The organism is Streptomyces sp. GESEQ-4, assembly GCF_017948455.1.
GTDB lineage: Bacteria > Actinomycetota > Actinomycetes > Streptomycetales > Streptomycetaceae > Streptomyces.
The window spans coordinates 29,811-42,279 of the sequence record NZ_JAFFSU010000004.1 but is presented as its reverse complement, the minus strand read 5'-3'; the positions used below and the strand labels follow the sequence as shown (position 1 = coordinate 42,279).

Genomic DNA, 12,469 nt, shown 5'->3' with positions numbered 1-12,469 from the left:
CACCAGTCCGTTCCGCACTCCGCGAGGAGACACCGTGGGAGAGCCGTATCCGAAACTCAGCGCCAGTGATCTGACCCGAACCTTCGGCCGGGGCCCCGGGGCCGTGCACGCCCTCGGCCCCCTCGATCTGGCCGTCGCCCCCGGCGAGTTCGTCTGCCTCGTCGGCCCCTCGGGCTGCGGCAAGTCCACGCTGCTGCGTATCGCAGCGGGCCTGCTCCGCCCGAGCACCGGCCGCCTGGAGATCCGTACCGCCAGCCCCCGCCCGGCCGCCATGATCTTCCAGGACTACGGCATCTACGACTGGAAGACCGTCCGCGCCAACGTCCGCTTCGGCCTGGACATCCAGCGCGTCCCACGCCGGGAGGCGAACGCGCGCGCCGACGCCTGGCTGACCCGCATGGGCCTGGCCGACTTCGCCGACGCCTACCCGGCCACGCTCTCGGGAGGCATGCGCCAGCGCGTGGCGATCGCCCGGGCGCTCGCGGTGGAACCCGAACTCCTGCTCATGGACGAGCCGTTCGCCGCCCTCGACGCCCAGCTCCGCATGATCCTCCAGGACGAACTCCTGGGCATCACCCAGTCGCTGCGGACGACGACCCTCTTCATCACCCACAGCCTGGAGGAGGCGATCGTCCTCGGCGACCGCGTCCTGGTGATGTCGGCCCGCCCGGGCCGGCTCATCGCCGAACGCCATCCCCCGTTCCCGCGCCCGCGCACCGGCGACATCCGCTCCACCCCCGAATTCACGACCCTCAAGACCGAGTTGTGGGACCTGTTGCGCAAGGAGGCGGTGCCGGCATGACGACGATCGCTCCCGACCGCGCATCGGTCCTGGTCCGCGCTCCGGGCCCGCACGAACTCCATCCCGTACGCACCCACCGCCGCCGACGCGCCCTGGAACTGTCCCTGGCGGTCGCCGTCCCCCTCCTGCTGATCCTGCTCTGGCAACTGGCCGCCACCCAGGCCTGGATCGACGACCGCGTCTACCCGGCCCCGTCCACGATCCTCGCCGACGGCTGGGACCGGGCCGCGGCCGGCGACCTCTGGCCGGACGTGTGGGCGACCCTGAAACGCGTCCTGGCGGGCTACGCGGTCGGCACGGCGGCCGGCTACGCCCTGGGCCTGCTGATGGGCTCCCTGTCGCTCGTACGGGCGGCGCTGGAGCCGCTTCTGGACGCCCTGTACGTCGTACCGAAACTGGCCCTGCTGCCGATCTTCCTGAACATGTTCGGCCTGGGCGAGGGCCCGCAGGTGGCCCTGGTGGCGGCGACGGTCTTCTTCTTCGTCTGGATCTCGACGATGTCCGCGGTCATGTCGGTCCCCTCCGGCCACCGCGACGCGGGCCAGGTCTTCGGCGCCTCGCCCTGGCAGATGTTCCGGCACGTCCTGCTGCCCGCCTCCCTCCCCGCGGTCCTGGTCGGCGCCCGGATCGCGGCGGGCGTGGCGGTCCTCGTCATCGTCGCCTCGGAACAGATCGCCGCGACGAACGGCCTCGGCCACCTCATCTTCGACTCCCGCGCGCTCTTCCAGAACGACGTCATGTTCGTCGGCATCGTCTGCGTGGCCGTCCTGGGCGTGCTCTTCTCCGAACTGGTGCGTGTCGTCGGCCGATTGCTCACACCGTGGGCACCACGGGACAGGGGACGGGGCCAGTCATGAGGATTCGTCTGTTTCGTTCGCTTCGTTCGTACGGTGTCGCAGTCGTCGTCGTCGGGCTGCTGGCGTCGGCGGGCTGCTCGGCGTCGCCGTCGTCCCGCTCGGAACCTCAGGCGGACGAGGCCTCACGCACGATCCGCCCGGTGCAGGGCTGCGGGGAGACGTCGTGGACCGATCCCGCCGACATGTCCCCGAAGCGACAACCGGCGCGCTGTGAGCCGGGAGCGCCTGCCCCGCGGCGGCTGTCCGAGACACGGAAGCTGACGATCGCGACGGGGACGCTGAGCGCGGAGTATGTGGCGCCGCTGCAAGTCGCCCTCGACAAGGGCGAGTTCAAGCGGGAGGGCCTGGACGTCACCCTGAAGGTGCTGCCCACGCCCGACGCGCTGCCGTTGCTGGCCAAGGGCGAGATCGACGCGCTCTGGGCGGCACCGGAAGCGGCGGTGATGAACGGGCTGCGGGGCGGCTTCGACATCAAGTGGGTCGCCGGGAACTTCTCACCCGACCCCACGTCGAAGAGCGGCCTGTGGGTCCGCCTGAAGGAGGGCGAGAGCGCGGACCGGGTGGCCATGGCCGGCCGCAAGCTGGGCACGATGATCGGCAAGGGCTCCGTGATCGCGTACCCGATGGAACAGGCCCTGGAGCAGCACGGCGGCGGCCTCGACAAGATCCAGTACCAGCAGCTCGGCTCCGCCGACGTCCTCACCGCCCTCCAGAACGGCGGCGTCGACTCCGCCTGGCTCCTCGACCCGGTCTGGCGCAAGGTCGACGGCAAACCGGGATACGCCTTCCTGGGCGGCCAGCCCCCCGGCGAGCCCCTCGGTGGCCTGCTGTACGGCCCGAGCCTCCTGAACGACGACGTGGACGCGGGCGTGGCCCTCATCCGGGCGTACGTCCGCACGGTGAACTCGTACTTCGCGTCCGACTACAAGAAGAATGCGAGCTTCGTCACATACCTGGCGAATCTCCTGAAGACCGACAAGGAGATCCTCCAGGCGACCCCGTCCCTCCGCATGGACTGGGAGATCCGCGCCGGCACGACGGACCGCCTCCAGTCCGCGTACGCCGCCCAGGGCGTGGCGGAGGGCGACCCCCTACCGGAATCCCAGACGGTCAACCGAACCCTCTACGAGGAGGCAGTGGGCCACCGCCACCCCTGACACACACCTGGGGCCCGGATCCTCTTCAGGATCCGGGCCCCAGGCCTTCAGTAGCGGGGACAGGATTTGAACCTGCGACCTCTGGGTTATGAGCCCAGCGAGCTACCGAGCTGCTCCACCCCGCGTCGATGAATGGAACATTACGTCAAGGACGCGGACAGAGGCAAATCGCTTTACGGTCAGCTCAGCTGCGGGCAGTCGTGCCCCGGGGCGGCGCCCACCCAGCAGGCTACGGGCCGTCCCGCCAAGCTGCGGGCATGCGTGCCGCGGGGGCGGCGCCCACCCTGCAGGCGGCAGACCGCCGCCCCGCCAAGCTGCGGGCAGTCGTGCCGCCTGGGGCGGCACGGGTGGGCGCAGGCGGCACCCCGTCAGCGCCGGGCTGCGCGACCCACCCCGCCTCAGCCACCGCGCCGGGCTGCGCGACCCACCCCACCCCAGCCCCCGACCCGGTCAACCGGCAAACCGGCTCCAGCACAGGCGCAGCGTCACGCTGACAGTTCCTCCCGCAGAGCGTCCCGCAACCGCCCCGCCCGCTCCGAAACCTCCGCCGGCCCCAGCGTCACCGCACGATCAGCCCACCGCTGCCCCTCAGCCAGCTCCCCACGACGCGCGTAGACCAGGGCAAGCCGCAACGCCGCCCGCCCATGCCCCGCGTCAGCGGCCCGAGTCCACCACACGGCAGCTTCAGGCTCACTCCCCTCCCGAGCCAACAGCAGCCCAAGATTGAACGCCCCGTTCCGGGACCCGGCCTCCGCAGCCTCCCGATACCACCGAGCCGCCTCCACGACATCACCCCGCGCGGCGGCGAGCATCCCGACCCGCACCTGCGCCCGCCGATGCCCTTGCGACGCCGCCCGCTCGTACCACTCCTCGCACTCGCTCCGCTCCCGCACCGGCTCCCCGAGCTCATGCGCGGGCTCAGGCGGCCGCCGCGCGTCCAGCACGGTCGCCAGCCGATACGCGGCCTCGGCACTCCCGCCCCCCGCCGCACACCGCAGATGCCGTTCGGCCGCCCGCTCATCGCCCTCACGCAAGCGCGCGATCCCGACCTGAAGCGCCGCCTCCGTATGCCCGGCGGCGGCGGCACGCTCGTAGCACCGCAGCGCGACCTCGTCCTCACCCCGCCCGGCGTACAGGATCCCGAGGTTGAACGCGGCATCCACGCTCCCGGCCTCCGCGGCCTTGGAGAACCACGGCTCGGCACCGCCCGTGTCGCCGCCCTGGAGCAGCAGGATCGCCAGCGCGTTCGCCGCCTCCCGGTGCCCGGCGTACGCCGCACGCCGGTACCACTGCTCGGCCTGTGCGGTCCGCCCCTGCTCGGCGCAGAGCAGCCCGAGGTTGTACGCGCCATTCACGTCACCGGCGTCCATCGCGGCCCGGTACCACCGCTCGGCGGTCTGGGTCTCCCCGCGCTCGGCATGCAGCGCGCCCAGCGCGTTCGCCGCGTTGCCGTCGCCATCCTGGGCGGCCCGCAGCCACCACACGGCGGCGCTCTCGGAGTCGCCCGCGTCGCGCAGCAGGAACCCGAGCGCGCAGGCGGCCCGCGCCTCGCCGTCCTTGGCGGACGTCAGGTACCAGCGCCCGGCCTCCTTCAACTGCCCGCGCTTCTCCAGGATCGCCCCGAGGTGCAGCGCGGCCCGCCGGTGCCCGCGCGCGGCGGCCTGCCGGTACCACTGCTCGGCCTCGCCCACGAGCGAAGCGCCGGCACCGTCGTCGGTCCCGGTCTCGCCCTCCTGCGCGGCCTTGCGGTCGATCGCCCGCGCCAGCCGGTACGCCGCCTCCCGGTGCCCCCGCTCGGCAGCGGCCCGCATCCACGCGCCGGCCGCGTCGTCGCCCCGGTGCTCCAGCAGATCGGCGAGCGCGTACGCGCCGAGGGCGTGCCCCTGCTCGGCGGACTGACGCAGCCAGTACTCGGCGGCGGGCTCGTCGCCGCGCTCCCGGTGGTGACGGCCCAGCGCATGCGCGGCGGCGGCGGAACCGGCGACGGCGGCGATGCGCCACCAGCCGGCGGCCTCGTCGGCGTACCCGCGCTGGTGCAGCAGGACACCCAGGTTGTTGGCGGCGGCCCGGTCACCGGCCGCGGTGGCGGCGCGCAGATGGGATTCGGCTCCGTCGAGATCACCGCGGCGCAGCAGCAGGGCCCCGAGGACACTCATCGCCTCGACGTCACCGGCTTCGGCGGCGAGCCGCTGCCGGGCCTCCTCGGCGGCGTCACCGGTTTCGTCCCGGTCCGCGGACTGGACGAATTCGTTCACTCGACGCTCAAGATCGGTCGCAGATGAGGCCATGGGTGACGGGAATTCGGGCACGGACATATCGCCCGTCGACTGCGAAACGCCGGCAGGCTCCCCAAACCGCCCTGTCTCCAACAGAGTCGCCTTGTCCCCCATAACGTCCATCGTCGCACCACCTGCAACCTGGGTACACCTGGTATACCGCAGCCATTGAGGTCACTTCAGCGTTTTGTCGACATGCCCACAGAACGACAAGTCAAACACACACCGCTCAACTCCCCACGGCGGCACGGCCGTCCCGCAGGTCGGCACATGCGTTCGCAGATACACCGAAGGCCCGGATCCTTTTCAGGATCCGGGCCTTCGATATCAGTAGCGGGGACAGGATTTGAACCTGCGACCTCTGGGTTATGAGCCCAGCGAGCTACCGAGCTGCTCCACCCCGCGCCGTTGTTCGGCAACCGTATCACGGCGCGGGACGGTCTCGATCAACTGCTGTCCGGGCTCCTGCTGGGACTGGGACTGCCGCTCGGAGTGGCGCTGGGACTGGGGCTGGCGCCGCCGTTCCCGCCACCGGTGTCACCGGCCTTCGCCTGCGCGTCCTCGGCCCGCTGGAGCGCCTCTTGGAGGTCGTCCTGCGCCCGGCCGTACGCCTCCCAGTCGCCCTTCTTCAGGGCTTCCTGGCCGGCGTCGAAGGCCTTCTGGGCGTCGTTCAGCGCCTCTTGGACCGTCGGGTTGGTGGACGTCGGCGGTGGCGTATCGCCGTCCTCCGGTGGCGGTGGCGGCGGCTCCGTCGTCTCGCCGTCCGCTCCGAAGACCTTGTTGAGGGCCTCGTCGAGGGTGTCCTCGAAGGCGGTGTTGCCGCCGTAGGTCACCAACACCTTGCGCAGGAGCGGGTACTTCAGTCCACCACCACGGACGTAGACGGGTTCGACGTACAGCAGTCCCCCGTCCAGTGGCACCGTCAGCAGGTTGCCGTACTCCACTTCGGAGTCGCCGCCCTGCAGCAGCCTGATCTGCTCAGCGATGTCCTGTTCGGAGTTGAACTGGCTCTGGACCTGTTTGGGTCCGTTGACGGTCGTACTCGTCGGCAGTTTCAGGAGTCTGATCTTGCCGTAGTCACTGGTGCCCGCCTCGGCGTCGACCGACATGAACGCGCTGAGGTTGTCCCGCCCGTTGGGCGTGAACGTCGTCGTCAGCGAGAACGCCTGCGCCTGCTGATCGGGCATCTTCAGGCTCTGGTAGTACGGCGGCACCGCGTTGCCCGACTTGTTGGTCGGGTCGTCCGGCACCTGCCACACCTCGCTGCCGCTGAGGAACGTGTCCGCGTCCTCCACGTGGTAGCGGGTCAGCAGCTCACGCTGGACCTTGAACAGGTCCTGCGGGTACCGGAGATGGGCCATCAGGTCCTTGGAGATGTCGCTCTTGGACTCCACCGTGCCCGGGAACGCCTTCATCCAGGTCTTCAGGACCGGGTCCTCGGTGTCCCACTGATAGAGCTTGACCTCGCCGGTGTACGCGTCGACGGTCGCCTTCACCGAGTTGCGGATGTAGTTGACCTGGTTCTGCTGGGCCACCACCGCGCGCGAGTTGTTGGTCGCGGTCAGCGAGTCGGCCGTCGAGGAACCGAGGGTCGTACGGGACGCGTACGGATAGCCGTTCGTCGTCGTGTACGCGTCGACGATCCACTGGATCTTGCCGTTCACCACCGCCGGATAAGCGTCGCCGTCGATGGTCAGCCAGGGGGCCACCGCCTCGACGCGCTCCTTGGGCGTGCGGTTGTACAGGATCCGCGAACCCTCGCCGATCGCACCGGAGTAGAGGATCTGCGGCTCGCTGAACGCGACCGCGTACGCCGCCCGGTTGACCGGGTTGGCGAGATTGACGCCGCTCTTGGCCTTGTAGCTGTACGTCTTCTCGCCGCTGTCGTCGGAGTAGTCGATCTCCTTCTGGGGACCGCCGACGATCGAGTACTCGCTGGTCTTCTCGCCGTAGTAGACGCGCTGCTGATACGTCCCCAGCTCTCCCTTGGAGGGCAGGTCTGACTCCGTGAACACCGGGCGGCCCTCGGCGTCGACCTGGGTGCCCTTGGCCGCGACCACGCCGTATCCGTGGGTGTAGCGGAAGTGGTCGTTGATCCAGTTGTTCTTCGGAATGCCGTTGAGGTTCAGCTCACGCAGACCGATGACCGTGTCCTGGTCCTTGCCCTTCTCGCTGTAGCGGTCGACGTCCAGGTTGGTCGGGAACGAGTAGTAGTTCCTGATCTGTTGGAGCTGCTGGAACGTGGGCGAGACGACGTTCGGGTCCATGATGCGGATGCTCGCCGTGGCGTCGACGTCGTCCCGCAGCGTGGCCTTGTCCTCGGTCTTGCTCACACCGCTGTAGTCGGTGACCTTGGCGTCGTCGATGCCGTACGCCTGGCGCGTCGCCTCGAGGTTCTTGTTGACGTACGGCGCTTCCTTGGCCTGCTCGTTGGGCTGGACCTGGAACTTCTGGACGATCGCCGGGTACAGACCGCCGATGAGGATCGCCGACAGCACCATCAGGCCGAAGCCGATCAGCGGCAGCTGCCACGTGCGCCGCCACAGGGTGGCGAAGAACAGCAGTGCGCAGATGACGGCGATGCAGAACAGGATCGTCTTGGCGGGCAGATAGGCGTTCGCGTCGACGTACCTGAGGCCGGTCCAGTTGTCGGTCGCCTTGAAGTCGCTGGACTTGACCGCGAGTCCGTACCGGTCGAGCCAGTACGCGACCGCCTTCAGGGCGACGAACGTGCCGATGAGCACCGACAGATGGCTGGTGGCCGCGGCGGTGGCGCGCGCACCCGGGCTGGTGATGCGCAGCCCGCCGTAGAGGTAGTGCGTGAGCGCGGCGGCGATCAGGGAGAGGATCGCGGTGGCGAAGCCGAAGCCGAGCAGGAAGCGGTACCACGGCAGGTCGAAGGCGTAGAAGGCGACGTCGAGGTGGAACTGCGGGTCCTTCTGGTTGAAGGGCACGCCGTTGACCCACATCAGCCAGGTCCGCCACTGCCCCGACGCCGAAGCGCCCGCGATCAGGCCGATCAGAGAAGTGATGCCGAGCAGCAGCCACTTCTTGTACGGCGCGATGCCCATGCGGTAGCGGTCGAGGTTCTGCTGCTCCATCGACATGGCGCTCAGCGGCGGGCGCAGCCGGTGGGCCAGCCAGATGTTGAAGCCGACCGCGAGGGCCATCAGCAGACCGAAGACGAAGAACAGCCCGATCTTGGTCCACAGCGTGGTCGTGAACACGGACGAGTAGTTCACCGACCGATACCAGAGCCAGTCGGTCCAGAATCCCGCGAACATGGTGAACGCCATGCCGAGTACGGCTAGGACGCCCAGTGTCATGAGCAGGGTCCGGACCCGCCGGGACGGGCGGCCCACTCTGATCCGTGGCCCCGTCGGGCCTCCGCCGCGGTCCGGCATCTGGAAAGCCAAGGTGTGCACCTCGAAGGTCGCTGTTGGTCTGTCGGGCCCCCGTGTTCGCGGGCCGTCCGAAGGGCCCCGTGATCGTAGGCCCTCACCTATGCAACTTACTCACGCTTTACTCGGTTCCCGATTCGGGTGGTGAACGAGGCAGGATTGTGACCATGTCCAACACTCCCATGGCAGCGAGCCCTCTGACCCGGGCCGTACTCGAGATCGACGAGTACGTCTCCGGCCTCGGCTGGGACCAGCCCGCGCGCCTCTTCGCCCTCGTAGACACCGCCCGATTGCGGACCGAACAGCCCTCGCTCGCGGACCGGCTCGGCCTGGGGGACGAGCAGGAGACCACCAGCGGTCTCACCCCGATCGAGCAAGACGAAATTCCAACGGGCAAGCCGCTCGACGAGTTCCTCGCCACCATCGCCTGGCCCGACGCGGTGGTCGGCTGCGCGCTCAGCGTGGAACGCCTGATGCTGCCGCCGTCCGCCGAGGCGTCCGTTCCGGAGGGCATGAGCGAGCAGAAGCTCGCCCAGTGGGTCGCCGACCACCCGAAGCGCCAGGAGGTCCGGATGACGGTCGCGGTCCTGCGCGGCGGCGACCGTGAATCGGCCCTGAGGCTGCGTGAGAAGGACACGCCGACAGAGGTCCTCACCGGTTCCGAGCTGGTGCCGGGGCTGGCTCAGGCGCTGGAGGCGACGTTCGAGGAGTAGCGGGGTCGGCTTCCTCGGTCGGCTACTTCGTCGTGCACTTCGGCAGATCGGCGGTGTCGCCGCTGCGGATGTCCTTGAGGGCGCCGAGGGCATCGTCGATGGTCTTCACCTTGACCAGGGTGAGGCCGTCGGGGGTGTCGGCGGCGGCGGCCGCGCAGTTGTCGGCGGGCGTCAGGAAGTACTGGGCGCCCTTCTCGCGCGCCCCGACCGTCTTCATCTCGATGCCGCCGATCGGGCCGACCTTGCCGGCGTCGTCGATGGTGCCCGTCCCGGCGACGAACGACCCGCCGGTGAGGCTGCCCGGCGTGAGCTTGTCGTAGATGCCGAGCGCGAACATCAGACCGGCGCTCGGCCCGCCGACGTCGGCGAGCTTGATGTCGATGGTGAACGGGAAGGTGTGGTCGGTCCCGGCGGAGATGCCGACGATGGCGCGCTCCTCGCCGGTGTCGTCGGACTTCGCGGTCCGTATGGTGACCTTCTCCGTCTTGGTCGCCGCCCGCTGTTCCTTCTCCGCGGCGGTCTGTTCCTCGGCGGGCACGATGGTGAAGGCGACATCCTCACCGGGCTTGTGCTTGGTCACCAGTTCGGCGACGTCCTCGGGCTTCTTCACGGTCGTCCCGTCGACGGCCTTGATCACATCGCCGGCGTGCAGCCTGCCCTCCGCCGGGGAGTCCTTGAGGACGGTCGAGACGATCACCCAGGACTTCACCGGGACGTCCAGCGCCTTCAGGGCGGCGACCTTGGCGCTCTCCTGGGACTGGCTGAACTCCTCGGCGTTCTCCTGGGTGGACTCCTCCTCGGTCTTGCCGTCCGGGTAGATCGTGTCGTGCGGCACGATCTTGTTGTCGTGCGCGAGCCAGCCGTAGACCGCCTCGACGAGGTTCATCCGGTAGTCGGCGCTGGTGACCCGCACCGTGGTCATGTTGAGATGCCCGCTCGTCTCGTACGTCTTCCGCCCGGAGATCTGCAGCACCGGCTCGCCGTCGTGGTCCCCGAGCGTGTTCACCGTCGGCCCCGGCGACATCTCCGAATACGGCACGGTGATGAAGACTCCGGCGCACAGGAGCGCTATCAGCAGCAGGGTGGAGGCGAGCATCGTCGCAGTGCGGCGTGGCATGGAACGACAGTACGGGACGCCGCTGTCAGCGGACCGTCAGGGCCGTCCGTCCGGGCGGCCGGCCCTTGTCACGTACGGGTGCGGGGCTTCTCCATGGCCTCGCGGAAGCGCGCGTACCCGTCGAGCTCGGGACCGTCACCCCGCGCCTTCCGGGTCCGGTTGGCCCAACTGCCCCACAGACCGGCACCGATCGCAGCCACAAGCGGAATCAGCAACCAGGCGAGTGCCGCCATGCCGTCCTCCCATCCCCATGAGCGACCGCAACTGACTGATCAGCAGATTAACCAGCTGCACGGACAACGCTCACGCCGGGGGTCGGGTTACGCAACCGGAAGGGTGGCCCGGTGTTCGGTCAGCAGGCGCCGACCCACTCTTCCGTCCCATCGGAGAACTTCTGGTGCTTCCAGATCGGCACTTCGTGCTTGAGGTCGTCGATGAGCTTCCGGCACGCCTCGAAGGCCTCACCCCGATGCGGGCACGACACGGCGACGACGACGGCGAGGTCCCCCACCGTGAGGTCCCCGACCCGGTGCACCGCCGCGAGCGCGCGCACCGGGAACTCGGCGACGACCTTCTCGGCGATCCGCCGCATCTCGGCCTCGGCACTGGGATGGCACGAGTACCCGAGCTCATCGACGTCGGCGCCCCCGTCGTGATTCCGCACGGTCCCGACGAACAGAGCGGTCCCGCCGGCGGCGTCGTCCCCGACGGCCTTGAAGACCTCGTCGAGGGAGAGGGCCGTCTCCCGGATGGCGATCAGCTTGATGGGATCGTGCGCGGCCTGCTCACCGGGGTGATCGTTCGTGGGTGCCATGTCTCCATCGTGCCCCACGCCACTGACAACCCGGAAGGGAACTTTCACCCGGCACGCGCGCGTGGAGCTTCGGAGCCTCCTACAGGAACCCGGGTCCGGCACTCATACCCGTCAGACCCGACGCCGGGCCTTCCGGGCCCGCCGCACCACGGCCGCCGCACCCAGCAGCGCCACCGTCGCACCCGCGGCGCCCGCCGCCGTCGCGTCCTTCCGGCCCAGCCGCCGCCCGACGACCGTGCGCCGACCGGAGACCTCCTCCAGCAGCTCCGCGAGGACCTCCTCGTTGGTCCACTGCGGCCGCCACCCGGCGTCATGCAGCCGGCTCCCGCTCACCACCCACGGATACATCGTGTAGGCCAGATCCCCCGCCGGGGACGGCGTGAGCCCGATCCGGTGCAGCCGGGCCGCCGCGCCCAGCGCGACCGCGGACGGCAGCTCCATCCGCCGGATCCCGCTCAGCTCCTCGACCTCCTCCTGCTCCAGCCATCCGTCACACCCGACGGCCAGCTCACCGTCGACCTTCTCCAGGACGGCGTACTCCAGAGCGCTGCACAGATCCTCGACATGACAGAACTGCCAGGCGGGCCGGGAGCCGGCGACGACAAGCAGCCGAGGCGACTCGAAGTACCTGGTCAGCGCGGTGTCGGTGCCTCCGACCAGCACCGAGGGCCGGACGACGGTGACATTGAGCCCCGGATGCGCACGCGGGGCCCGTCGCGCGAGCCGCTCGATCTCCAGCAGATCCCCGACCCCGGTGGCCTCGGCCGTGGCCCGCAGCTCCGCGTCCTCGGACAGCGGCAGCTCGTTGTCCGGCAGCGCTCCGTAGACCATCGCCGACGTACACACGACCACCCGGTGCACGCCGGCCGCCGCCGCGGCGGTCAGCACGGTCTGTGTCCCCCGGACGTTGTAGGCCGTTCGGGCCGCGGCGTCGGTCTCCAGATCCAGGTCGAGCGCCAGATGCACCACCACGTCCGCGCCCCGCAGCTTGTCCGCGATCGCCGGATCCCGCACGTCGAGGATGTGCCACTGGGCACCGGCGCACTCGCCGCGCCGCTCGTCGATCGCGATGACCTGTTTGATCTCTTCGGAAGCGGCGAGCCGCTCGGTGAGCAGCGCACCGATGCCGGACGCGGCACCGGTGACCGCGACGACGGGCCCGCGCAGAGCGGACGCGGGCGTGGTTGAGTGGTTTCGCGCTGCGCGAACCTGTGGATCTGGGGAACTCACCGGGCGTCTCCAGCGGTTGTCTTCAGTACGAACGCGAGCGACGCGTGCGTACCAGGTGCATCCATCCTGCCGCAGGCAACGAGTCGGCGGAGCACCGAGGCC

The 12,469-nt window shown here is 69.7% G+C and carries 10 protein-coding genes and 2 tRNA genes; 4 read left to right on the top strand and 8 right to left on the bottom strand.

What is annotated here, in order from left to right:
* Positions 1–34: 34 nt before the first annotated feature.
* From KCH48_RS10320 to KCH48_RS10310, 3 genes are read left to right on the top strand one after another with little or no spacing between them, the layout of a single operon-like run.
* Entirely contained in the window at positions 35–802 is a 768-nt protein-coding gene (locus KCH48_RS10320) for an ABC transporter ATP-binding protein (protein ID WP_210572324.1), read from the top strand.
* The gene (locus tag KCH48_RS10315; RefSeq protein WP_210572323.1) at positions 799–1,659 is read left to right on the top strand and encodes an ABC transporter permease; all 861 of its coding nucleotides are present in this window, start codon (positions 799–801) and stop codon (positions 1,657–1,659) included. Before KCH48_RS10320 ends, KCH48_RS10315 begins: the two co-directional genes overlap by 4 nt.
* Positions 1,656–2,816, top strand: a complete 1,161-nt coding sequence (locus KCH48_RS10310; RefSeq protein ID WP_210572322.1) for an ABC transporter substrate-binding protein — start codon at positions 1,656–1,658, stop codon at positions 2,814–2,816. Before KCH48_RS10315 ends, KCH48_RS10310 begins: the two co-directional genes overlap by 4 nt.
* A 51-nt stretch (positions 2,817–2,867) precedes the next feature.
* Here the strand turns inward: KCH48_RS10310 and KCH48_RS10305 are convergent.
* The 4 genes from KCH48_RS10305 to KCH48_RS10290 form a co-directional block, all read right to left on the bottom strand.
* Positions 2,868–2,941, bottom strand: a tRNA-Met gene (locus KCH48_RS10305).
* A 360-nt stretch (positions 2,942–3,301) separates the two neighbouring features.
* The gene (locus KCH48_RS10300; protein WP_210572321.1) at positions 3,302–5,215 is read right to left on the bottom strand and encodes a tetratricopeptide repeat protein; all 1,914 of its coding nucleotides are present in this window, start codon (positions 5,213–5,215) and stop codon (positions 3,302–3,304) included.
* A gap of 208 nt (positions 5,216–5,423) precedes the next feature.
* A tRNA-Met gene (locus KCH48_RS10295) sits at positions 5,424–5,497 on the bottom strand.
* A gap of 41 nt (positions 5,498–5,538) precedes the next feature.
* Complete coding sequence (locus KCH48_RS10290; protein ID WP_246885136.1) at positions 5,539–8,496, bottom strand: UPF0182 family protein; 2,958 nt, start codon at positions 8,494–8,496, stop codon at positions 5,539–5,541.
* Positions 8,497–8,660: 164 nt separating this feature from the next.
* Between KCH48_RS10290 and KCH48_RS10285 the strand changes: the two genes are divergently transcribed.
* Positions 8,661–9,206: a PPA1309 family protein gene (locus KCH48_RS10285; protein ID WP_246885112.1), complete on the top strand. Its 546-nt coding sequence runs from the start codon at positions 8,661–8,663 to the stop codon at positions 9,204–9,206.
* A gap of 22 nt (positions 9,207–9,228) precedes the next feature.
* On the opposite strand, the gene KCH48_RS10280 is transcribed toward KCH48_RS10285, so the two are convergent.
* The 4 genes from KCH48_RS10280 to KCH48_RS10265 all read right to left on the bottom strand — a co-directional run bounded on the left by KCH48_RS10280 (position 9,229) and on the right by KCH48_RS10265 (position 12,367).
* The gene (locus KCH48_RS10280; protein WP_210572317.1) at positions 9,229–10,323 is read right to left on the bottom strand and encodes a PDZ domain-containing protein; all 1,095 of its coding nucleotides are present in this window, start codon (positions 10,321–10,323) and stop codon (positions 9,229–9,231) included.
* 68 nt (positions 10,324–10,391) lie between these two features.
* On the bottom strand, positions 10,392–10,556 hold the full coding sequence (locus KCH48_RS10275) for a hypothetical protein (protein WP_210572314.1): 165 nt from the start codon (positions 10,554–10,556) through the stop codon (positions 10,392–10,394).
* A gap of 119 nt (positions 10,557–10,675) precedes the next feature.
* Positions 10,676–11,137, bottom strand: coding sequence for a molybdenum cofactor biosynthesis protein MoaE (locus tag KCH48_RS10270; RefSeq protein ID WP_210572312.1), 462 nt, complete (start codon positions 11,135–11,137; stop codon positions 10,676–10,678).
* Positions 11,138–11,248: 111 nt separating this feature from the next.
* Positions 11,249–12,367, bottom strand: a complete 1,119-nt coding sequence (locus KCH48_RS10265) for an SDR family oxidoreductase (protein WP_210572311.1) — start codon at positions 12,365–12,367, stop codon at positions 11,249–11,251.
* Between the last annotated feature and the right edge of the window lie 102 nt (positions 12,368–12,469).